This is a genomic window from Citrobacter sp. LJND-P06, from assembly GCF_058188415.1.
Window position 1 is genome coordinate 1,779,441 of sequence record NZ_CP187317.1, and the last position, 23,213, is coordinate 1,802,653.

The window sequence follows — 23,213 nt, forward strand, 5'->3', positions numbered from 1 at the left end:
AAAGCATTCACTGTTTTATCACTTTCCCTCGTTTACCTCCATCATCAACAAAATATGTACCCAGTTGTAAATCCTCACCTTTTCTTTCCTGGATAAATTGAAACTCTTCAATTAAAGAATAGTTTCTATATGTTGAGCGATATGTAAGAATTACCACGTTTGAATTGATTACATTGCTCGATAATAAATCTGCGCGCACAAAACAACCCAATACACTCATTTTTCTTTCCATAAATGAAATGAAATCATCTTCAGTGGTTATTTTTTTGAAATCATCTGTTCCTGAGTTGTAAATTGCAGAGAAATTCCTGCTGTTGTAATCCCCTTGAATATTGATGACTTTCTGTTTTGCCAGGGATCTAACACCCTCGTCGCTTTGAATGAACAAATGTCTGAGCTCTATGCTGAGGCAAACTATTAAAAGCATAGCTAAAGTTATATGAAATATTTTTTTGATTCCCACTGTATTATCCCGTTAGCTCAGACAGACATCTTGATACTTGCGAGCATGTAAGCTCTCCACCATAAGTACCCACTCCGGGACCAAAACTTATTGTTCCTGATTTATTACCACTCGTATCTTGTCCACCTGAAGCTGAAAATTTACCTAAAAGCCCTCCGGAATATAGAAGACCTTTTGATTCGGTTTTCCCTGGGGATACTCCACCTCCAGAGGCTGTTCCAGAAAAAGATAATCCCGCCGCGTAGCCTATACCCTTATGCTCACATAACATATAATAAATGCAAATATCCTGATTATTTGATGCTTTATCGTTTGTTCCAATCGCTATGCCTGCAGAAAAACCACCTCCACTAAAGGCATCAAAGGACCCACCGATATCAAGCGAAAGAGATCCCGATGGCGGGATATATGTTGGTCCAGTGGCTGAGTTTATTGCGGATACCCCATCACTATATGACATATTACCTTCAGACACAGAATTTACTGCGGAACCAACCTCATTTCCCCAGACTGAGTTTGAGCCCGAAAAATCAAAGCCATTCAATCCAAATGGATCTATTTTCATAATAGGAGTCAACGGATAAACATACCCATTCCATCCCCCCCTCAACCCTATCGGATCCTGAGTAATATAGCGTCCCTGCGCCGGATCGTAGTACCGGTGACGGTTGTAGCACAGCCCCGATTCTTCATCCCATTGCTGCCCGGGCAGGCGAATGAGTTGTTGCAGATTATCAGGGTTCTCTTCCCACAGCCTGTTCCCCCATTCATCGAACCCGGCCCGCCAGGCTGTCTTTCCGTTTTCATCGAATAACGCCAGCGGCAGACCGCGATGGTCGCAGTGGAAGAGGTGGATTTTTCGCTGCGGCGTGTGGTCCGGCTCCATCTGGTTTTTCATCTGCTCTGGCGTCAGGCCGCACTGGGCCAGCCACTGGCGGCTCTGGTCGCTGACCCGGTCCGTCTTCAGCTCCTGCTCGAGGTTATCGAGCCGGGCCACCAGTTCCGGCATAAATACCGTGTTTGCGTCCTGCTGGAGTTTCTCCGCCAGCGTGCGGCGCTGCATTTTCGTGAGCTCCGTGGTGGGGGTTTCCGTGCGCAGCAGCGGGGTGAAACTGCCCGGTAGATAGACCGTCTGAATACGGGCGCTGTCCGTCTGGGTGGTGGTCAGTCTGTCACCGTCCCAGCCGTACCAGGTCACTACCGGGCTGTCATTATGCGCCGCCTGGCGTTTCCACACCCGCCTGCCGATACGCCGGCCCAGCGGGTCGTAAAGATAACGGCTTTCCACCAGCAGGTTACCGTTCTGCACCTGGTGGTAATGCACCAGCCGGTGCTGGTTGTCATAGCCATAAAGATGAGACAGCGTACCCTGCGAACGGGGCCGGCGCTCGTCTTTTGCCGTGAGGCGGCCGCTGTCGTCGTAATGATAGACGTAATCCGCATCCTGGCCGATGCGGTTGTCGGGCCAGACATCCGGCAGCCCCGGGGCATCACCCCGGGTGGCCAGCCGGTTGCCCGCCCGGCCGCGGCATACGCGTATTCATGCTCTTCATGCTGCCCGCAGATACGGACCAGCTGCCCGACGCTGTTCCAGGTGTAGTCGCGGTCGAGCTGCGGGTGATTAAGACGGTGGCGATGGAGCTGCCCGCCCGGGGTCCAGGTCGTGGTCAGCGCATACTCACCATAGTGACGCTGCGTTTTCATCACTGAACCACCTACATGTATTACTCACAAACTTCGCCGTGACGAACTTTGTGTTTCTTGTCAACATCTGTTGTGCCAATATTTTCTTATATATTATTTTTCCATTATGATGTATCTGTACCCAGATAATTTCGGTTGTTCTTCTTCATAAATGAAATAAAAAATCTCCTCCACATAGGATTTTGAAAAAACTGACTTATAAGTCAATGTAATAACATCTGCATTGTTATTGATATAGGTAGTTTCTTTATAATCAACAAGCGCTGAATTTTTATATTTTCCAGCTTCCGTCATTTCTTTTTCAAAAAGAGAAAATGTTTGCTCTTTTGTTGTTTTTAGTTTAATTTTTTTTGCAAAGCCTTGGTAAATAAAATCATAATCATGACTATTGTAAGCATTATGAATTTCAGATACTTTCTTCTCGACTTCTATTTTTTTATCATCAGAGCAACCCAGCAATGCTAATGACACACACATCATGATTGGTACAAACAATTTAATTTTATTACTTTGCATAACTAAATCCTTCGTTAGTTTTAATGTATTATGCATTTACTATATGATTGACATGTTAATCCCCCAACAAATCCTCCACCACCTATACCAATTCCGGCAGAAGCTACGATATTAGTGGGGTCTTTTATATCAGCCATCATAGAAACATTGGCATCACCAATAGCACCACCAGAACCAGTCACTCCAGCATAAAAAGTTGATCCTGAACTTGGTGCCGCATTTGTTGCCGAAGCATTCACAGCGGCACCACCCGCAACCCCCCCTCCTAAATGTTGACAGGCCTGCAGATAGCTACATAAATCAAGTGAATATTCTCCCGCTTTTTTACCAACCGATAATCCTAACTCTACACTTCCTCCTGCTATCCCATCTGCAGATAAATTGGCACCAAGAGAATAAGTATACTGATCATTTATGGAATCTCTTTTCGCCTCTTCAAAGAGAGCCATCCCACCATCAGGAAAAGCCCCTACCAACCCCATCGGATCTATCTGGTGAAGTGGATCCAACGGATACTGATACAAATTCCATCCCCCCCTCAGCCCTATCGGATCCTGAGTAATATAGCGCCCCTGAGCCGGGTCGTAGTAGCGGTGACGGTTGTAGTACAGTCCCGATTCTTCATCCCATTGCTGCCCGGGCAGGCGAATGAGTTGCTGCAGATTATCAGGGTTCTCTTCCCACAGCCTGTTCCCCCATTCATCGAACCCGGCCCGCCAGGCTGTCTTTCCGTTTTCATCGAATAACGCCAGCGGCAGACCGCGATGGTCGCAGTGGAAGAGGTGGATTTTTCGCTGCGGCGTGTGGTCCGGCTCCATCTGGTTTTTCATCTGCTCTGGCGTCAGGCCGCACTGGGCCAGCCACTGGCGGCTCTGGTCGCTGACCCGGTCCGTCTTCAGCTCCTGCTCGAGGTTATCGAGCTGTGCCACCAGTTCCGGCATAAATACCGTGTTTGCGTCCTGCTGGAGTTTCTCCGCCAGCGTGCGGCGCTGCATTTTCGTGAGCTCCGTGGTGGGGGTTTCCGTGCGCAGCAGCGGGGTGAAACTGCCCGGTAGATAGACCGTCTGAATACGGGCGCTGTCCGTCTGGGTGGTGGTCAGTCTGTCACCGTCCCAGCCGTACCAGGTCACTACCGGGCTGTCATTATGCGCCGCCTGGCGTTTCCACACCCGCCTGCCGATACGCCGGCCCAGCGGGTCGTAAAGATAACGGCTTTCCACCAGCAGGTTACCGTTCTGCACCTGGTGGTAATGCACCAGCCGGTGCTGGTTGTCATAGCCATAAAGATGAGACAGCGTACCCTGCGAACGGGGCCGGCGCTCGTCTTTTGCCGTGAGGCGGCCGCTGTCGTCGTAATGATAGACGTAATCCGCATCCTGGCCGATACGGTTGTCGGGCCAGACATCCGGCAGCCCCGGGGCATCACCCCGGGTGGCCAGCCGGTTGCCCGCCGGGTCCGTGCGTATCTGCCGGGACAGGGCAGGGTGAGCAGAACGGATTTGCGTGCTGTGTAACCGCCCGGCCGCGCCATACGCGTATTCATGCTCTTCATGCTGCCCGCTGATACGGACCAGCTGCCCGACACTGTTCCAGGTGTAGTCGCGGTCGAGCTGCGGGTGATTAAGACGGTGGTGATGGAGCTGCCCGCCCGGGGTCCAGGTCGTGGTCAGCGCATACTCACCATAGTGACGCTGCGTTTCGCGGTGCAGACGGTCACGGGTGAACTCCAGCAGCGGCGTGTCGCCGAGCTTCATGCCGGTCAGATATCCGCTGCCATAAGTGAGCCATTCCACCGGGGGAAGGGCATCCGGGGTGATGCAGCTGAGCAGGCCCGAACCGCTGTATTCCCGACGGGTCTCATGCTGCCAGAGGAGTTCGTGCGTATCCGGATGCTGCACCGTCTGGCGCTCGCTGATGAGACGTCCCAGTCTGTCATGCCGGTAGTGAACGGCGACGCGGTGCCCTTCGCTGAGGTGGTGGATGCCCTCCAGCCAGCCGCGGTCGTTGTAATGCCACTGTTCAGCCGGCTGGTCATTGACCGTGCGATGGGTGAGACGGTCGGCGTCATCGTAATGCCAGCGCGTGACCCGGCCAGCATCCTCACTCCGGATGATTTTTCCCGTGAGATCATACCGGTAACGCTGCGTCCGGCCGTCAAAGCCCGTCTCCTGCGTCAGCCGGTCCAGCACATCGTAACTGAAGTCGGTGTGACGGCCGTTCTCGTTGGTCAGGCGGGTCACGCGGCCTGCGGCGTCGTATGCCATCCGGCGTGTCAGCCCGTCCTGCGTGGTGCTGAGGATATTGCCCTGCGGGTTGTGGGTGGTGTCCTGGCGGCTGCCGTCCGGAGAGATGACCGTCGTCAGGTCGCCCGCCAGGCTGTATTCGTAACGTGTTTCACGACCCTGCGCGTCTTTTATGGCCGTCAGACGGCCCCGGTTATCATATGCCCGGTACAGGCTGAGGCCTTCTTCCTGGTGCACCGCCGTCAGCGCACCGAAACGGTCGTACTCGTAACGGGTCTGATAGCCGGAACAATCGGTGAAGGTGAGGAGTTGTCCGTACCGGCTCCACACCATCTGTTTGCGGCTGCCGGTGGCATCTTCTGTGGCGCAGGGGGAGTCGCTGTACGGGCTGTCATAGAAATAGCGCGTGGTGCTGCCGTTACGCCCGGTTTCCGCCGTCAGTCTGCCGTGGTTGTCGTACTCAAGGCTGCTTTGCAGGCCGTCCGGACTCAGGGTATGGGTGAGCTGGCGCTGGATGTTGTAATAAAATTCGGTAAGCCTGCCGTCCGGCGTGATGATTTCTTTGAGCTGGCCGGAGCCGGGACTCAGGCGGAATACTGTTTTGCGGCCTGCCGCATCGGTCCGGGCGATAAGTCTGCCTGCCGGGTCAAACTCACTGTGAAGCGCACTGTTATCGGCGCGCACCTGTTTCACCACCCGTTTCATCCCTCCGTCGCCTTCGGTATGCAGAATTTCCTGACGGTTCAGGCTGTCGGTGATGGTGACGCAGTTCTGCGCATAGGTGTAGGCATAACTCAGGCCAGCAGCATTGCGCTGTTCTGTCACGCGGCCCGATGCATCGTAGCGATAGTGTATAGCCGGTCTGCCTGCATGATGCTGAGCGACCATCCGGCCTGTATGGGCCGGGTCATAGGTGAACGCACGAACCGCGGTATTACTGCGGTCATACACCGTCACCAGTTCGCCACGCGGCGAATATTCATACCGCATCAGCGGGGTGACAGGCAGGTTTTCCGGGTATTCAGGGTCGTGCGTCAGCCATATTTCGGCCAGGCGCACGCCATTATCTGCCCCGTAATCTGTGGCGGACAGCGTCTGCGGGAAGGGCGGCTGCGCAGGTGTCCGGGATGCTCCCTGCTGGCGGGACTGTTCTGCCCGCTGCGCCTGAGTGGTCAGCACCAGGCGGAAGCGACGCCCGGCCCCGTCAGTGACCCCGGTAACGTCACCGCGACAGTCACCGGATGCGGCGCGGTGGAAGATCATCTGGCGACCAACATTATCGACCAGCCCGGTCAGCGTCCGGTACGGCGGCAGAGGGGCTGGCAATATCTCATCCGGGGCGGGAACACGCGCAGACCAGCCGAGTACCCACCATGGCCCCTGAAGGCTGTTGGTGGCCAGGTATATGTGCGGGCTGAGCCGGATAACCTCCGGCAACGTCTGCCAGAGAAGATGGAGGGGGTTGCTGTCGTGTAACTGAGCCACGCCCCCCCGCGCCAGCCAGAAGAATTCACTGCGGCTGAAGGCTGTTTCTCCGGCAAACAGCGGGTCGAAGTGAATGCTTCTGCCGCCGTTGTCGTTCAGTATCAGCGCCTCACTGCGTATCTGTAAGCTGATATCCGACGGGGCTTTCCAGCCGGGGCCGAAAATACCCACCGGGGCGGGAGTTTTCGTCCGGTAGCTGCTGTAAGTGCGTGAAAGCACAAAGGGCAGGGGGCCGGGCAGCGCGAGGTCGGTTTCCCCGGGCTGGACCTTGGCGCCGAGCAGCGGGTTGACCGGGTTGCCGGAGAGCATGCCGCCGGGACAGACCGAGCAGGCCACGCCGGTGGGGGCGCCAATCAATACTCCCGCAGAACCCTGGGTTATCGGGCCGCCTTTCAGTGTGCCGTCACCCTGACGCGCGGCTGGTTTTCCACTCATATCCTTGTCCCGTATTATGTGACATGTGGTTTTTATTAATTGCCCGGGTTACCGGTGTGTGCTGTGCCTGACTCAGTTCTGCAATACGCCTGGAGGTGGGCTGCTGCTTTCTTCCGGTGCTTTTGGGGGATCTTCCGTCGCGCCGCAGTTCCAGTTGATCATCAGTGCATCACCGCTGAGCGCCTGCACGCCCTGGAGGTTAATGGCTGTTCCGTTAAGAAATATTTTGCCGTCCTGGGTCAGCACCAGCCGCGCCTGCCCGCAGCGAAGCTCCAGGTGTTCTCCGGCTGAATAAACCGCTACTTTTCCGCTACTTTCAGTCTTGTTTTTGCCAACCGTAAAGGTCACGTTTTCCCCTACGTTGACGTCATAGTCCTTACCGACCAGAAGCGACTTTTGTATTCCTACCTGTGAGGCCTGCATCAACGCTACCGAAGTGTTCATCACGCCACCGACTGTGGTCTGGTACGCCATCCCTACCGTCAACGCACGAACGACGCCAACCGTTTCGGCCTGATTCAGACCAACAGTAATGCTTTGATTCTGCCCCACGGTTTCTTTCTGGTTTTGCAGTACCGTCTGAATCTGGTTCTGTTTCACGGTGATCAGCTGGTTACTGCCGATGGTTTCTGTGTGGTTCACTTTCACATCAGTTGTGCGGTTGTTCAGCACCTCCGTATCCATGTTCTTCTGTGCATGGATATAGACCTGCTCCTGCCCGGTTTTATCCTCAAACATCAGCTCGTTAAAACCGCCTCCCTTGTAGGTCTTCGAGCGTATCGCCATCTGTGTTTTTGTGCCCGGCAGGCTGCCTGGCGAACGGTTATCCTGGTGGTACGTCCGGCCCATGATGATGGGCTGATCCGGATCGCCGTTCAGGAAGTCCACAATCACTTCCTGGCCTACGCGCGGAATGGCGAGATTACCAAACCCGGTTCCCGCCCATGCCTGTGACACCCGCACCCAGCACGAACTGTCCTGGTCTGCCGCGTTGTATCTGTCCCAGGTGAACTTCACCCGCACCCGCCCGTGTTCGTCGCAGAATATTTCCTCCCCAGGTGGCCCCGTCACCACTGCCGTCTGCGGGCCGTCAATCAACGGTTTGGATTCCGGGGCAGGGCGCCAGGTCTGGTGTCCTGGAATGACGGTAAAGTCATTAACCAGCGTGGTACCTGCACCACCGCGGCCTATCTGTGCCTGCGGTTGTTCGCCGCGCAATTCACTTTCTACCACTTGCCAGAGAACATTCAGGTCTGCACGCGGATGTGTCGACAGCGTGAAACGCATTCCCGGCCACAGCTGTGGGGAGTTTGAACTGCCGTCCGCACATTCCGCATTATTTCGCAGTCCTTCCAACTGGTAACGGGCGAATCCTGCGCCATGCAACTCATCCTTGAAGCGCCCCGGATAGTCGAAAATTTCATAGTCTGAGCGTTGGAAGGACATATTGTCTCCCTGCCGCGCAAACTGTCCCCGCCAGTTCGGAGAGGTGAAGGTGTAATCCTGCGACACAACTTTCGCCGGGCGGATTTGCGTGCTGCGGCGGAAGCTCCGGATACAGTATTCTGGCGTGACGTCACCGTTGGGGTTATACGGCAGTGCCAGGCTGGAATGCTGGTAATCCACCTTATCTGCCATGATGAGTTTCTGCGTTCCTGCGTCCAGGTCTTCCTCTTCGTAGTAGTAAATGCCTTCCTCCGCCATCAGGCGGTTGGCGAAATTGAAATCGGTTTCCATAAATTGCACGCAAAATTCGCGCACCGGATGCGGCAGGCCAAAAAGGGCATCGTGGTAGAGCACCCCCATCTCCTTCAGGAGAGTGAAAAGGATGGTGCGGATATCCTGGTTCTGGAAACTGCGGCAGTTCTGACGCAGTGAGGAACGCCAGAAGGGGGGGCGGATACGCATCCGGTACTCCGTCTGGTGTTTACCGGTATCGCCCTGTTCACACCAGGTCACCACTCCTTTTACTCGTCGCTGTGGCGTGTCGCCCTGCCAGATGGTCAGCGTGATGTCCTCATCGACTACACTGGAGAAATCAATGGCGGGATTGGCGCTGACCGCGGTGACATCGAGGGTAAACAACGAGGAAAGGGACTGGCTGAGTTGAAAACTGACCACTGCAAAGGTGTCGGGAGGAAGCCCACTGGCTTCCAGTGTAAAGCGTGTTCCTGCTGGCATTATAACCTCCTCTGTTAACGGGAAAGAACAGCGGTTGTGGAAGTGCTGTTAGGCCGGGTTCTGGCACGCTACCGCCGAAGTTTCCGGCATCTGCCATCTCCCGTAAAAACGTACTTATTACTGACGCTGCTTCTGTTTATGACTTGTCTGCGGGTGGATAAAAAAAAACAGCATCCCGCCCGTGAGGGTAGAATGCTGTTGGTTTGATTTACGCCTCCAGCGGCGCGCGCCAGTCATCTGCACCGGATGTACCGGATTTGACGTGTTCCCACTCAATTTTGCGGTAGGCGAGAGAAACTTTAATCAGTTGCGTGAACTCGCGTTTTTCCGTGTCCTGGCAGTGCGGCATAGTGCAGTCGATATCCACAATGGTGGAGTCTGTCAGACGGGTGGTGAAGAAGTGTTCCTGTTTACCTTCAATAGAGGTACGCCACCATTTCAGCTCTGTGGTAGGTAGCATTTCACCGGAGGCCAGCGCGTTATAAAGCAGCGGTACGGCTTTGTTCAACGCCACAGTAAAAATGAACGGTTTATGGGAACGCTGGCCTGAAGGCTGGCCGGATTGTGGGTCGGTGGGGACAGTCACATTGTGCTGAAACTCCTGAACCAGCATTTCATCTTCGTGGCCCTGTACGAAAATGTTGCCGACAGAATCTGCGGTGAATGCGCCGGCAGTGATGTTTCCTTGGGTCTGACCAGTAATGGAAATGTAACATGGTGTTGGCATTTTTGGACTCCTTATTAAGGACAGTTAATTACTGCTTAGACTGCCTGCCAATTTCCTTCGGCAGACATATAGCGATACGGCTCACACAGAGAACCGTGTCTTTTTTCTGTATCCGATTTCGAACACAGAAATGAATGGCATTCATAACATCTATGCAATGGCTGCCTGAATGCATTACTAATTGCTAAAATATATGTATGGCTGTGCGCATGTGTATTTTTACAAAACGCAATGACACCTGAAAATAGATATTTTTGAATCATGAATAATATTATATTCGTATCTCTGATTCCGCTTTGCATCTCCCGCCGCGTCTTTTTGTTGGATATTCCTTAAGCGGTTATTATTGATATTTGCAGTTCCAATAAATAATGGTTGAATTATAATTTATGCTTATGCGTTTGTTTTTAAATTCCTTGTTAAACAATGGTTTGGGTTATTGGCTTGACGCAATTTGTTCATTCTTCCTGTCTCACCCATGGCCTAACGCTAAGTCTATTTATTCATTGCAGGATACCCCTGTTCCACTCGAAGAAAAAGTTCTTTTCAAATCTTTTTCTGCGCGTATTATACGGAGTGGTAAATGTGTGGGTAACATTATTTCACCGCCAGTGGAGCGGCATATCCAGTATTTTATTAATTGATACGGCTTATGCGGCACGCATGGCCATAACCAGATGGACTATTCTTATGAGCAGCCAAAAATACGGTGGCACTATTGCCCCTCGCGAGAGAATTAATATCCACTATGTGCCACGTACAAATGATCAGGCCGCTGAAGTTGAGCTTCCACTGAATATTGTGGTCGTCGGCGATACAAAAGGTGCGGCGGACGAAACACCTATTGATGAACGCCAGTCGGTGTCCATTAATAAAAATAATTTCCGTTCAGTGATGGCAGAAGTCGGGATTAAAACGACGGTGACGGTCGCTGATAAGTTGAGCGAGAAACCTGACGGTGAGATGAATGTCACGCTGGATATCAGGTCTCTGGATGATTTTTCACCAGACAATATCGCCAGACAGGTGCCGGAAATGAAGAAAATACTGGAACTGCGCGAGGCGTTGGTCGCACTTCGTGGGCCAATGGGGAATGTCCCTGCGTTTCGCGCCCAGCTTCAGGCGTTGCTGGATAACGAAGAAACACGTGAGCAGCTCCTCAGGGAACTGGACATCATCGATCAGAAATAAGAAGGATGTTGGTATGTCATTACAGGAAGAGCTTTCCTCCCCGCTTACTGAGCCGGTTGTTCCACAACACTCTCTGCTGGATGAAATTATGTCCCGTGCCCGCATCCAACCAGAATCAGATGGTTATGATGTGGCTCGGCAGGGGGTGGTGGCATTTATCAGGGGAATCCTGACATCCGGCACCGGAGACGCCATTAATAAGCTGGCCGTTGATCGGATGATTACTGTCCTGGATCAAAAGCTTAGTGCTCAGACTGACGAGATCCTGCACGCTGAACCGGTACAAAATCTGGAATCATTCTGGCGCTCAGTGCAGCTGATGGTGGACAGAACGGATTTCAAAGAAAATATCAAGATTCATTTGCTCCATGCCACGAAAGAAGAACTGCTGGAAGATTTTGAGTTTGCACCGGAAATTGTTCAGTCTGGTTTTTACAAACATATCTACTCTGCAGGGTATGGTCAATTTGGCGGTGAACCTGTGGCTGCCGTGGTAGGGGCCTATGAGTTTAAAAATACCACACCGGATATGAAGTTGTTGCAGTATGTCAGCGCAGTAGGGTCAATGGCTCATGCGCCATTTTTGTCTTCGGTTGCACCACAATTTTTTGGGCTTAATTCATATACTGAACTTCCGACGATCAAAGATCTCTATTCTGTCTTTGAAGGGCCTGCTTATACGAAATGGCGTTCGCTACGCGAGTCTGAAGATTCCCGATATCTGGGCCTGACGGCTCCCCGTGTACTGCTGCGCTTACCTTATTCTCCAGTAGAAAACCCGATCAAGTCCTTCTGTTATGAGGAAGATGTCCGTCATCGCCATGAAGACTATTTATGGGGAAATACGGCATTTTTACTGGCCTGCAGCCTGACGGATTCATTTGCAAAATACCGCTGGTGCCCCAACATTATCGGGCCTCAGAGCGGTGGCGCTGTAAAAAATTTACCGGTGCATTTATATGAATCCCTTGGTCAGATCCAGGCCAAAATTCCGACCGAAGTCCTGATAACCGATCGCCGGGAATATGAACTTGCGGAAGAGGGGTTTATTAGCCTGACCATGCGTAAAGACAGTGATAACGCATGTTTCTTTTCCGCCAATTCGGTGCAGAAACCGAAAGTATTTCCGAATACTAAAGAGGGGAAAGAGGCTGAAACCAATTACAAATTGGGTACCCAGTTACCCTATATGTTTATTATCACCCGTCTTGCTCATTTCATTAAGGTACTGCAGCGCGAACAGCTAGGTTCATGGAAAGAACGTTCAGATTTGGAGAGAGAGCTGAATACCTGGATTCGCCAGTATGTTGCGGATCAGGAAAACCCACCATCAGATGTCCGCAGCCGTAAGCCCCTGAGAGCCGCCAAAATTGAAGTGCAGGATGTTGAAGGTGAACCCGGCTGGTACAAAGTCGCGTTAGCCGTCAGACCGCACTTTAAATATATGGGGGCGACGTTTGAACTCGCTCTGGTCGGTCGGCTTGACAAGGAATAATGATGAAACATCAGGACCTGGGATTAAGGGCTTCGGGAAGTCTGTTTGAGCGTATACGTGAGTCTGCTCGTTCCCCAGTCCCTCGTCCTGCCAGTGTGGAAACGCTTCTGTTATCTATGCGGCAGAATTTGCTCAATATTTTAAATACCCGGCCCGGTAGTTGTCGCGCCTCACCCTTGCTGGGGGTGCTCGATTTTAATGACGCGGCAACAACATCTCAGGGGTTTTACGCTGCAATTGAGCGGGCGGTAAAAAATTGCATCGAAAAGCACGAACCCCGTATAGCTCATGCTGATGTACATATGGAAAAAAGCAATACCGGAAACGGGCCATTGAATCTGCGCCTTCACATTACTGCGTATGTGGAATTCCAGAATATATCTGACGTTCTGGAATTTAGTTTATTGCTTGATAATTCACAACATTACCAGGTGGACTAATCAGTATGTTATTTGAGGAGCGGTATTACAGAAAAGAGCTGGATTACCTGCGTCAGGCCGCGAAGTTGCTGGCGAAGGAGAAACCTCATCTGGCGAAATTTCTGGCTGAAAAAGGAGCCGATCCTGATGTCGAGCGATTGCTGGAAGGATTTGCGCTGTTATCCGGAAATCTGCGTGCCAAGATTGAAGATGAGTTTCCCGAGGTCACTCACAGTCTGATTAATATGTTGTGGCCTAATTATTTGCGGCCGACACCCAGCATGACCATTATTGAATATGCTCCAGATACCCGAAAAATCGACACCCCGGTATTGATTAGCCATGGCGCGCAAATGATGAGTCAGGAAGGGAGTTATCCCCCCTCACTCGCAGACAATGGTGACAGATCGCTTCTGCCTCCGCCCTGTACATTCACGCTTTGTCGGGACATTTGGCTGCTTCCCGTGATCGTGGAAAATATTACGCAGTATAATAACCAGCAGCAGGGGTGCATTGAAATTGCGTTTTTTGCTGAAAACGGGATTGATCTGGGGCGAATTGATTTAAATAAACTGCGCTTTTGGCTCGGCGATGAGGATGATTATACTCGCAATCAGCTTTATCTCTGGCTGAGTGAATATCTGGCTGATGCTGAAATTGTGACAGAGAGTCATTCAGTTCGGTTACCTGATTTTGCGCTGGAGCCGGTTGGGTTCAGTAAACAGGATGCATTGCTGCCGTGGCCCGGCAATGTCTACAGCGGTTACAGGATATTACAGGAATATCTGTGCTTTCAGGATGCCTTTTTCTTCTTTAACGTAAAGGGCATTCACTCGCTGTCTATGACTGACACCGAGGTGAACAGGTTTTCACTTCGGCTGCATTTCTCACGACCTCTGCCGCTGGATACCCGAGTCCGTAAAACGTCATTACGGCTTTATTGTGCTCCCGCAATCAATTTGTTTTCCTGTGAAAGTGAACCTATTGCTGTCAGCGATACCCGTGAGGAATATCCTCTGCGGGCCAGCTATATACACAGCGGGTGTTATGATATTTTTTCAGTTGATCGTGTTGAAAGCTCTCAGCGTACAGAAAATAAATATGGAAAAACTCGGTTGCCAGCATCCTCGCGCCAGTATCCGGCATTTGAAAGTTTCCATCACCAGATTGAATATGCGCGGAATCGGGAAACTATTTACTACCGAATTAAAATGGAATCGTCCCTTTTTCATTCCGGGTTCGATCATTCGCTCTCTTTTGTACTCGCTGATAATACTCCGCCAGCCTCATGGAATGACGAAGAAGTTGTCTCGGTATCGTTAACCTGCACAAATCGCAATCTGCCCGAAAAATTACATTCCGGCGATATTTGTCTGTCGGTAGAGAAAAATGCGGCCGTGGCTTCGTTTCGTAACGTAACTCGCCCAACGCCATCACTCTATCCTGTTCTGGATGGGAGCCTGCACTGGCAGCTTTTGTCCAGTATGAGCCTGAACTACCTGTCTCTGCTAAACAAAGATGCCCTGAAACAGGTGTTGTGTATTTATGATTTGCCCGCCATCCATAATCCTCAGACGGCGCTTCTCTCTCAGCAAAAACTGAATGCTATTGAACAGATTGATACCCGTCCGGTTGACTACCTGTTTGAAGGTGTTCCCGTGCGCGGACTCACCTCCACGTTGTATATCCGGTCAGCGCCGTTTGCCTGCGAAGGGGAGATTTATCTGCTGGGCACGGTGCTGTCTCATTTCTTTTCGCTGTACGCCAGTGTGAACAGTTTCCACGAATTAAAAGTCATAAATATGGATAACCAGGAGTGCTATGAATGGCCGGAAAGATCAGGTCAGCACACGCTGATGTAGAGCAGGATGCCGGTTTTTCAGACATTTGCCGCTATAACTTTTTTGCGCTGGTGGAGTCCCTGTATCGTCATACCGGACACAGGTCGGTGGTTTCTCTGGATACAGATCCGGAGGATGAAATCGCGCATTTTGTCGCTGATGCCAGCCTTGCCTTTCCTAAGAGCGATGTGGTGAGCCTGACAAAAAAAGAAAATGGGCAGTATGCCATTACCGTCTCATTTTCAGGTCTGCATGGTAGCCAGTCGCCATTACCCGGTTATTACCTGGATGCGCTGGCTCTGGAAGTTGCTCAGGAAGAAGACGGGCTGGCAGGTTTTCTTGATCTGTTTGCCCATCGCTGGACGCAATTTCTGTATCACATCTGGCGAAAATATCGCTACTACGTCTGTTTTCGTAATGGCGGAGTGGATGATTTTTCCCAACGAATGTACGCGCTGGTTGGGCTAGGAAGCGAATCTCTCCGCGAGCAGCTTGCGATTAACCACAGCAAAATGCTGGCCTATGCCGGAACGCTGGCGAGTCCGGGCCGTTCACCTGAAATCATCTGTAGTTTGATTTCGCACTGCTTCGATTTACCTGATGTTTCGCTCGAAGGATGGCAGTTACGCCAGGTGGACATAGCCCCGGAAAGGCAGAACCGACTGGGAACCCGAATAGCCCGCAGCGGCAAAAAATTTATCGAGAAGTCTGTGCTGGGAAGTAACTTCACTATCGGCAAGCGTATACCGGATCGCAGCGGTAAGTTTCTGTTGTGTATCAATAACCTTTCCCGTGACCGACTTTTGTCATTCTTGCCTAATGGCTTGAATTATCTACCACTTACCTTGTTTGTTGCATTTATCTTGCGGGACCAACTGGCCTGGGATTTACGCCTTGGGTTCGCACCGAAGCAGGCGGGGGGCATGGTATTGGGCCGCGCCCAAAACTCCCTGTTGGGATGGACCAGTTTCATCGGGCAGCCGGAGTCCAGGCCTGGAGTCATTATCAATGTCAGGTCATAACCAGATAACTATATGGAGCCTGTATGGCTGAAACCAAACAATCCTCGCCTTCACTTCTGTTACAGGTGATGAATGGTGGCGAGCTGGAAAGTGGGCGGGCGGCAAAATGCCTGTTTACCCGCGAAGGTGGTGATATCGGCAGTGCGGAGGATTGTCACTGGTCCATACAAGACAGGGAGCAGTCTGTTACAGAAAAAGTGTGCACTGTACTGATGTCTGGTGGCGTCTTCTGCCTGAAAAATTGCAGCGGGCAAATTTGGATCAACCAGGCTCCTGTTGCAGCCACTTCAGTGCTGATCCACCTGCGTCAGGGCGATGAAATTCTTCTGGGATCGTTGCTCCTGAAAGCTTTTTTGTCTGAAGGAAAGCACGCAGATTACGACGAACAGATGGCGACACCTGAAACCATTGTGGCTAACCGTGACCGCCTGGTGGACGTGTTGCTGACCACTGAAGGTCAGCCCGTATATCCCGGAATGTCGCGTAAACACCAGATGGCGGATACCGTGGTCAACGGTTTTTCCACCGACCCCTTACAGGTACTACAGACTGAGAGCCTGACCATGGCGGGTTCTCCGTTTTCTGATGCGTCTCCTGTCCGGTCATCAGATTTGTTGTCCGTACCGGCCAGGAACAATGAGATTGATACCCCATTTATGGAACTGCCTACGGCATATGCCGACTCCCAGGATAAGGATGCTCTTATTGATATTGCACAGAGACATCTTGCGATCACGCCATTACTGCGCGGGCTGGGGTGTTCACTTACCGTGCATAACTCAAAAGAGGCTGATGATTTTCTCGAAGAGGCCGGACGAACTTTACAGGCAGCAATTAAAGGGCTGCTGGATCTGCAACTGCGGCGCAACAGCCTGTCAGATAAACATCTGCGCCCGCTGGAAGATAACCCGCTGCGCCTGAATATGAGCTATGACTCGGCGCTGGATGTGATGTTTGCAGAAGGCAAAAGCCCGGTACATCTGGCGGCTCCCGCCGCCGTTGGTGAAAGCCTGCGAAATATTCGCCATCACGAAGAAGCTAACCGAGCGGCAATTGTGGAATCGCTACGCGTGCTGCTGGACGCCTTTTCACCTCAGAATCTGATGCGCCGTTTTGTTCAGTACCGTCGAAGCCATGAGTTGCGACAGCCGCTGGATGACGCCGGGGCGTGGCAGATGTACTGCAACTATTACGATGAACTCTCCTCCGATCGTCAGCAGGGTTTTGAGATGTTGTTTAATGAGGTCTATGCCCAGGTTCATGACCGTGTACTGCGCGAGAAACAGCGGGAGCCGGAAGCATGACAGGGCGTTTTTTTCGTGTCTGCATGATGGCGTTGTTTTTCAGCGTTCTCCTGACTGGCTGCGAAACAGTGAAAAAGCTCGGGCAGGTGATCAAGAACCCCGATATTCAAGTCGGAAAGCCTGCGGAGCAGCCATCAGAGGTGACGGTCACGTTGTTGACCGAGCCGGATACGAATACCAATGCGGACGGCGAAGCGGCAGCCGTGGATGTTCAACTGGTGTATATGAGCGATGACTCAAAGTTGCAGGCGGCGGATTACGACCAGATTGCCAGTACGCCACTGCCAGATGTATTGGGGAAAAACTATATCGATCACCAGGATTTTAACCTGCTGCCGGACACCATCAAAACCTTACCACCGGTGAAGCTGGATGAGAAAACGCAGTTTATCGGTGTTGTGGCTTATTTTTCTGATGACCAGTCCACCGAATGGAAGCAAATCGAACCGGTGGAAGGTACTGGCCACAGCTATCGCCTGCTGGTGCATGTACGACAGGGCAGTATCGAAATGAAAAAGGAAGAAAACTGACAATGGCGACAATAAAAAACAAGGTTATCTGGCAGGAAGGATTGTTTGTTCAGCCGCAACATTTTCAGCAGCAGCAACGATATAACGATTATATCCTCCGCAATCGAGTGAATGCTCAGGGTGATTTTTTCTGGGGTTTTACTGAATTGTCGCTCAATACCGATTTATTGAGTCAGGGAAAAATTCATATTGATCGCGCTGAAGGTTGTATGCCGGACGGCACTGTTTTCAGCATTCCCGACCAGGATTTACTGCCAGAACCGTTAGAGCCAAAGGTGCTAAATACACCTGAGAGTCACATCATTTATCTGTCATTGCCTGTTATCAGCGATGTTATTAATGAGGTGGATGGTCGCCACAGCGCTGGACAAAGTTCCCGCCGCTATCGTCTTAACTATGCTGATGTGCGCGATTTGCATACTGATGAAGGGGATGTCCGGCAGTTATTGCTGGCACAGCTCACTCCCCGGATTGTCAGTGGTGGTGACGACCGCAGTGGTATGATCACACTACCTTTATGCCGTATTCGCGACAGACTGTCTAACGGCGCATTGGTACTGGATGACACTTTTATTCCCAGCTGCCAGTCCGTTCGTGTCAGTGACATTCTGGGCCGGTTCGCCGGGGAGATCCAGGGACTGATCGCCAGTCGTGCTATTGAGCTGGCAAATCGTATTGGTTCCCCTGAACAGAGCGGCATCGCGGATGTGGCCGAGTTTATGATGCTACAGATCCTCAACCGCAACCAGATGCACTTCACGCATCGCACACACTTGCATACTCTGCATCCGGAAGCGTTTTATCTGGATCTGGTGAAATTGCTCGGTGAACTGATGACTTTCACCGAGAACAGTCGTTTGCCCTGCGCCATAGAACCTTACAATCACCAGGATCTTACCTTGTCGTTTAATACGGTGATCCCTGAGTTACGCCGGACACTCAATATCGTTCTAATGCCCAGAGCACAAAACCTGCCGCTGCGCTTTATGGACGGAATCTACACCGCCACCATTAACGACTCAACACTGCTACAGTCCGCTTCCTTTGTGCTGGCAGTTCGAGCGCGGATGCCGCATAACCAGATCATTCTCCAGTTTACCCAGCAGTCGAAAGTTGCCGCCAGTAATAAAATTCGCGATGTGGTTAGCGTACAGGTTCCTGGGATTCCTCTGGTTCCACGAACTGCCGCGCCGCGTCAATTACCCTATCACGAAGGTTTTGTTTATTTCGACCTGGATAAAGGCGCTTCAGCATGGCAGGACGTATTAAAGACAGGGGCGCTATCGTTGCATATCTCCGGGACGTTCCCGGATCTGGATATGCAATTGTGGGCAATCAGAGGCCAGTCTCATGAGTGAACAGGCCGCCCAGTTATCTGAAAGCGACGACACTTCAACAGTGAAAAATAGGTTGCAAGTTGAATCAGATATTTTTCAGGAGGAGGCGATTACCCGTCGCCAGTATAGCCTTCCCCTGCGTGGCAACAGCCTGAACCCAATGATCGACGCTGCCACTCCGCTGCTTGGGATGGTAATGCGCCTGGCGACCATGAACAGCCAGTCAATGCCAGAGCATCTGTTCAGCCAGGTAGTGACGGACGTGCAGGCAGTAGAACAGGTTCTTCAGGAGCAGGGCTACGAGCCTGGGGTCATTGTCTCTTTCCGCTATATCCTCTGCACCTTTATTGATGAAGCCGCGCTGGGCAACGGTTGGTCAAACAACAATGAGTGGATTAAACAGTCGCTGCTGGTTCATTTCCATAACGAAGCCTGGGGAGGGGAAAAAGTTTTCATCCTGCTTGAACGGCTGGTGCGTGAACCGAAACGTTATCAGGATTTACTTGAGTTTCTGTATATGTGTTTTTCGCTGGGTTTTCGCGGGCGTTATAAGGTCGCGCTACAGAACCAGGATGAATTCGAACAGATATACCGCCGCCTGCATCACATCCTGCACACACTGCGTGGTGATGCTCCTTTTCCTTTATTACATCAGGACAAAACTCAGGGCGGGCACTACCAGCTAATGAAGCGTCTGACCATTAAACACATCTTCGTTGGTGGTGTTGTCGTGTTGTCACTGTTTTATCTGTTTTACATGATGCGGCTGGATAGTCAGACGCAGGACATTCTCCACCAGTTAAACCGACTGCTTGCCAGGTAAGGATACATATGATTCAGATTGATTTAGCCGCACTGGTTAAACGCCTTAACCCGTTCACTAAGCAGGCGCTGGAGATGGCGGCTTCAGAATGCATGAGTCAGCAGTCGGCAGAAATTACGGTCAGTCATGTACTTCTCCAGATGCTTGCTACACCTCGCAGCGACCTGCGTGTCATTACAGAGCAGGCTGATATTCCCGTCGATGCACTGCGTCAATCTCTGACCGTGGAGAATTATGCTACGACGCGCGCGTTAGAAGGCTACCCGTCGTTTTCTCCGATGCTTGTTGAGTGGCTGAAAGAAGGGTGGCTGCTGGCTTCAGCAGAGATGCAGCACAGCGAACTGCGCGGCGGTGTACTGTTGCTGGCTCTGCTGCACTCGCCATTGCGCTATGTGACATCCTCAGTAGCCCGCCTGCTGACCGGCATTAATCGTGATCGCCTGCAACAGGATTTTGCTCAGTGGACACGGGAGTCAGCAGAAGCGGTAATACAGAACGCGGACGGCCAGGCGACCAGCATGATGGCAGAAGTTGGCGACAGCTTGCTTGCCAGGTACGCGAAGAATATGACCGAAGAAGCCCGTCAGAGGCGGCTCGATCCGGTACTGTGTCGCGACCATGAAATTGACCTGATGATCGATATTCTATGTCGCCGCCGTAAGAACAATCCTGTGGTAGTGGGGGAAGCTGGCGTCGGGAAAAGTGCGCTAATCGAAGGGCTGGCACTGCGAATTGCCGCAGGTCAGGTGCCGGATAAGCTGCGTAATACCGATATTATGACCCTGGATTTAGGTGCGCTTCAGGCCGGGGCATCAGTGAAAGGCGAGTTTGAAAAACGCTTTAAGGGGCTGATGGCGGAGGTGATCTCTTCTCCTGTTCCCGTCATTTTGTTTATCGATGAAGCGCACACGCTGATTGGCGCTGGCAATCAGCAGGGCGGGCTGGATATCTCCAACATGCTAAAACCCGCCCTGGCGCGCGGCGAGCTGAAAACCATCGCCGCCACTACCTGGAGCGAGTACAAAAAATACTTTGAGAAAGACGCCGCGTTGTCGCGCCGCTTCCAGTTAGTGAAGGTCAGCGAACCCGACGTTGCCGAAGCGATCGTTATTCTGCGTGGCCTGTCGGCGGTTTATGAGCAGTCTCACGGCGTGCTGATTGACGATGAAGCGTTGCAGGCGGCTGCCTGCTTAAGTGGGCGCTACCTCTCCGGGCGCCAACTGCCCGATAAAGCGATTGATGTGCTGGATACCGCCTGTGCTCGAGTGGCCATCAACCTTTCATCGCCACCGAAGCAAATCTCCGCACTCACCACCCAGAGTCACCAGTACAAAGCGGAAATCCGGCAGCTTGAACGCGAGATCCGTATTGGGCTGCGTACCGATACGGCCCGGATGACTGAGCTCATGGTGCAGTATGACGAAGTGCAAACGAAGCTTCAGGAACTGGAAGATGCCTGGCATCAACAGCAGACGCTGGTGCAGGAAATTGTTGCCCTGCGCCAGGCGCTGCTGGGGATGATGGAAAATGATGCCGGATTATTGCCAGATGCCGTGGGGGATACCGTGGCAGAACAGAATAGTGCCAGTATCGTGTTGGCTGATAACGCAGAAAACCTGTTGCCGGACGAAAACACGGAATCGGATCATGCAACGGATATGGTTTCTCCGGCTGAACGGCTGGCGCAGTTAACCGCTGAACTTGATGCCCTACATAACACGCAGTTGCTGGTCTCTCCGCACGTCGATAAAAAGCAAATTGCGGCGGTGATTGCTGAATGGACCGGCGTGCCACTAAACCGCCTGTCCCAAAATGAAATGTCGGTGATAACCGATCTGCCGCAGTGGTTGGGCGATACCATCAAGGGCCAGCATCTGGCGATTGCCAGTCTGCATAAGCATTTACTCACCGCACGCGCTGATTTACGTCGCCCGGGCAGGCCTCTGGGGGCGTTCCTGCTGGCTGGCCCCAGCGGCGTGGGTAAGACCGAAACCGTGCTGCAACTGGCGGAGCTGCTCTACGGCGGTCGCCAGTATCTCACCACCATCAATATGTCTGAGTTTCAGGAAAAACACACGGTCTCACGGTTGATAGGCTCCCCTCCTGGTTACGTTGGCTATGGTGAAGGCGGTGTGCTGACCGAAGCGATTCGCCAGAAACCGTACTCAGTAGTGCTGCTCGACGAAGTTGAAAAAGCGCACCCGGATGTGCTCAACCTGTTCTATCAGGCATTCGATAAAGGCGAGATGGCCGATGGCGAGGGCAGGGTGATCGACTGCAAAAATATCGTCTTTTTCCTCACCTCCAACCTCGGCTATCAGGTCATTGTCGAACATGCTGACAATCCCGAGTTGATGCAGGAGGCGCTGTATCCAGTACTGGCTGACTTCTTTAAACCGGCGTTGTTAGCACGAATGGAAGTCGTACCGTACCTGCCGCTGTCAAAAGAGACACTCTCCATCATTATCGCCGGGAAAATGGCGCGGCTCGATAACGTGTTGCGCAGCCGCTTTGGTGCAGATGTGGTCATTGAATCGGAAGTCACCGATGAAATCATGAAGCGTGTCACCCGTGCGGAAAACGGGGCGAGGATGCTGGAGTCGGTGATTGACGGTGACATGTTGCCGCCACTCTCGCTGTTGCTGTTGCAGAAGATGGCGGCCGGTACCGACATTGCCCGTATCCGCCTGTCGGCAGTGGACAGTACGTTTACTGCAGACGTGACAGAAGTTCATGACGACGAGTCTGTTGCAGCCGATGATACCGTTTTATGAACAGGATGCGCGCTTTCTGGCAAACCGGGTACCTGTTAGCAGGCCTGCTGGCAGGAATGTCTGCCTGCGCGGCGAATGTGGCAACTTCCACCGAGTCTGGCACCGCGAGCCCACCGAATGCGCAGGTCACGTTACAGGCGATGCAGCGCTGCCGTCTGGAGCCTGCGGCGCTGGAGCGCCTTGACTGTTATGACCGTCTGCTTACGCCGCTGTCGCCGTCAGGATTTGATGGGGCGTTGGTGAAAGCGGGTTTTGTGGGAGAGGCCTGGACCCGTGCCACTGAACAGGAAAAACGCCGTAAGGACAATACCACCACGCTACTGATTACCCAGACGCCTGGAGAACACCCGACGGTGATTATCACTACGCCGGCTATAGGCTATGTCCCTCCGCGCCCGGTACTGATGTTCAGTTGCGTGGACAATATCACCCGCATGCAGGTGGCGCTGATGCACCCGCTGGATTTACACGATATCCCTGTCACTCTGAATACTGACAACAGGACATTCCGTAGTCGCTGGTTTGTACGCGAAAACGGTGTCCTGCTCGAATCCAGTCGCGGATTGTCTGGTATTGATGAAATTAAACAACTGTTTGGTGCAAAAACGCTGACGGTGGATACGGGTGTGGACGATGCCTCCGGAAAGCTGACCTTTAACATTGACGGGTTGGCACAGGTGATACCCCTCCTGCGTGATACATGCCACTGGGCGGGAGAATAAG

General features: G+C 52.3%; 15 protein-coding genes and 2 pseudogenes. 11 read left to right on the forward strand and 6 right to left on the reverse strand.

The window, feature by feature from the left end; translation table 11 throughout:
* Positions 1–7 precede the first annotated feature (7 nt).
* From ACO7SM_RS08515 to ACO7SM_RS08540, 6 genes and pseudogenes are all read right to left on the reverse strand, one after another.
* A complete protein-coding gene (locus ACO7SM_RS08515) occupies positions 8–463 on the reverse strand; it encodes a sugar tyrosine-protein kinase (protein ID WP_490470464.1) in 456 nt (151 codons plus the stop codon).
* A 4-nt stretch (positions 464–467) separates the two neighbouring features.
* Positions 468–2,164 (reverse strand): annotated as a pseudogene (locus ACO7SM_RS08520) (RHS repeat-associated core domain-containing protein); the annotation flags it as partial.
* Between the two features lie 96 nt (positions 2,165–2,260).
* A complete protein-coding gene (locus tag ACO7SM_RS08525) occupies positions 2,261–2,683 on the reverse strand; it encodes a hypothetical protein (RefSeq protein ID WP_490470465.1) in 423 nt (140 codons plus the stop codon).
* A gap of 470 nt (positions 2,684–3,153) precedes the next feature.
* A pseudogene (locus ACO7SM_RS08530) lies at positions 3,154–6,846 on the reverse strand (RHS element core protein); the annotation flags it as partial.
* A gap of 72 nt (positions 6,847–6,918) precedes the next feature.
* Positions 6,919–9,027 carry a type VI secretion system tip protein TssI/VgrG gene (gene tssI / locus ACO7SM_RS08535; RefSeq protein WP_490470466.1) on the reverse strand — a complete coding sequence of 703 codons (2,109 nt, stop codon included), beginning with the start codon at positions 9,025–9,027 and terminating at the stop codon, positions 6,919–6,921.
* A 208-nt stretch (positions 9,028–9,235) separates the two neighbouring features.
* Entirely contained in the window at positions 9,236–9,754 is a 519-nt protein-coding gene (locus ACO7SM_RS08540; protein ID WP_490470467.1) for an Hcp family type VI secretion system effector, read from the reverse strand.
* Between the two features lie 690 nt (positions 9,755–10,444).
* Here ACO7SM_RS08540 and tssB point away from each other — a divergent pair.
* From tssB to vasI, 11 genes are read left to right on the forward strand one after another with little or no spacing between them, the layout of a single operon-like run.
* Positions 10,445–10,945, forward strand: coding sequence for a type VI secretion system contractile sheath small subunit (gene tssB, locus ACO7SM_RS08545; protein WP_490470896.1), 501 nt, complete (start codon positions 10,445–10,447; stop codon positions 10,943–10,945).
* Positions 10,946–10,958: 13 nt separating this feature from the next.
* On the forward strand, positions 10,959–12,440 hold the full coding sequence (gene tssC, locus ACO7SM_RS08550) for a type VI secretion system contractile sheath large subunit (RefSeq protein WP_490470468.1): 1,482 nt from the start codon (positions 10,959–10,961) through the stop codon (positions 12,438–12,440).
* Positions 12,440–12,880, forward strand: coding sequence for a type VI secretion system baseplate subunit TssE (gene tssE / locus ACO7SM_RS08555; protein WP_490470469.1), 441 nt, complete (start codon positions 12,440–12,442; stop codon positions 12,878–12,880). Before tssC ends, tssE begins: the two co-directional genes overlap by 1 nt.
* A 5-nt stretch (positions 12,881–12,885) precedes the next feature.
* A complete protein-coding gene (tssF, locus tag ACO7SM_RS08560) occupies positions 12,886–14,721 on the forward strand; it encodes a type VI secretion system baseplate subunit TssF (protein WP_490470470.1) in 1,836 nt (611 codons plus the stop codon).
* On the forward strand, positions 14,685–15,722 hold the full coding sequence (gene tssG / locus ACO7SM_RS08565) for a type VI secretion system baseplate subunit TssG (RefSeq protein WP_490470471.1): 1,038 nt from the start codon (positions 14,685–14,687) through the stop codon (positions 15,720–15,722). Before tssF ends, tssG begins: the two co-directional genes overlap by 37 nt.
* 23 nt (positions 15,723–15,745) lie before the next feature.
* Positions 15,746–17,026 carry a type VI secretion system-associated FHA domain protein TagH gene (gene tagH / locus ACO7SM_RS08570; RefSeq protein ID WP_490470472.1) on the forward strand — a complete coding sequence of 427 codons (1,281 nt, stop codon included), beginning with the start codon at positions 15,746–15,748 and terminating at the stop codon, positions 17,024–17,026.
* 23 nt (positions 17,027–17,049) lie between these two features.
* On the forward strand, positions 17,050–17,556 hold the full coding sequence (gene tssJ / locus ACO7SM_RS08575) for a type VI secretion system lipoprotein TssJ (protein WP_490470897.1): 507 nt from the start codon (positions 17,050–17,052) through the stop codon (positions 17,554–17,556).
* A gap of 2 nt (positions 17,557–17,558) precedes the next feature.
* Entirely contained in the window at positions 17,559–18,914 is a 1,356-nt protein-coding gene (gene tssK, locus ACO7SM_RS08580; RefSeq protein WP_490470473.1) for a type VI secretion system baseplate subunit TssK, read from the forward strand.
* A complete protein-coding gene (icmH, locus tag ACO7SM_RS08585; RefSeq protein ID WP_490470474.1) occupies positions 18,907–19,716 on the forward strand; it encodes a type IVB secretion system protein IcmH/DotU in 810 nt (269 codons plus the stop codon). Before tssK ends, icmH begins: the two co-directional genes overlap by 8 nt.
* Before the next feature lie 8 nt (positions 19,717–19,724).
* Complete coding sequence (gene tssH, locus ACO7SM_RS08590) at positions 19,725–22,490, forward strand: type VI secretion system ATPase TssH (protein ID WP_490470475.1); 2,766 nt, start codon at positions 19,725–19,727, stop codon at positions 22,488–22,490.
* Positions 22,487–23,212, forward strand: a complete 726-nt coding sequence (gene vasI, locus ACO7SM_RS08595) for a type VI secretion system-associated protein VasI (protein WP_490470476.1) — start codon at positions 22,487–22,489, stop codon at positions 23,210–23,212. Before tssH ends, vasI begins: the two co-directional genes overlap by 4 nt.
* Position 23,213 lies beyond the last annotated feature (1 nt).

What these genes read in the sequence shown, in the direction of transcription:
- tssF (WP_490470470.1), top strand. Translation starts at nt 12,886, where the DNA reads ATGTTATTTGAGGAGCGGTATTACAGAAAAGAGCTGGATTACCTGCGT.
- tssK (WP_490470473.1), top strand. Translation starts at nt 17,559, where the DNA reads ATGGCGACAATAAAAAACAAGGTTATCTGGCAGGAAGGATTGTTTGTT.
- tssB (WP_490470896.1), top strand. Translation starts at nt 10,445, where the DNA reads ATGAGCAGCCAAAAATACGGTGGCACTATTGCCCCTCGCGAGAGAATT.
- tssC (WP_490470468.1), top strand. Translation starts at nt 10,959, where the DNA reads ATGTCATTACAGGAAGAGCTTTCCTCCCCGCTTACTGAGCCGGTTGTT.
- tssJ (WP_490470897.1), top strand. Translation starts at nt 17,050, where the DNA reads ATGATGGCGTTGTTTTTCAGCGTTCTCCTGACTGGCTGCGAAACAGTG.
- tagH (WP_490470472.1), top strand. Translation starts at nt 15,746, where the DNA reads ATGGCTGAAACCAAACAATCCTCGCCTTCACTTCTGTTACAGGTGATG.
- vasI (WP_490470476.1), top strand. Translation starts at nt 22,487, where the DNA reads ATGAACAGGATGCGCGCTTTCTGGCAAACCGGGTACCTGTTAGCAGGC.
- ACO7SM_RS08540 (WP_490470467.1), bottom strand. Translation starts at nt 9,754, where the DNA reads ATGCCAACACCATGTTACATTTCCATTACTGGTCAGACCCAAGGAAAC.
- tssG (WP_490470471.1), top strand. Translation starts at nt 14,685, where the DNA reads ATGGCCGGAAAGATCAGGTCAGCACACGCTGATGTAGAGCAGGATGCC.
- tssI (WP_490470466.1), bottom strand. Translation starts at nt 9,027, where the DNA reads ATGCCAGCAGGAACACGCTTTACACTGGAAGCCAGTGGGCTTCCTCCC.
- tssE (WP_490470469.1), top strand. Translation starts at nt 12,440, where the DNA reads ATGATGAAACATCAGGACCTGGGATTAAGGGCTTCGGGAAGTCTGTTT.
- ACO7SM_RS08525 (WP_490470465.1), bottom strand. Translation starts at nt 2,683, where the DNA reads ATGCAAAGTAATAAAATTAAATTGTTTGTACCAATCATGATGTGTGTG.
- tssH (WP_490470475.1), top strand. Translation starts at nt 19,725, where the DNA reads ATGATTCAGATTGATTTAGCCGCACTGGTTAAACGCCTTAACCCGTTC.
- icmH (WP_490470474.1), top strand. Translation starts at nt 18,907, where the DNA reads ATGAGTGAACAGGCCGCCCAGTTATCTGAAAGCGACGACACTTCAACA.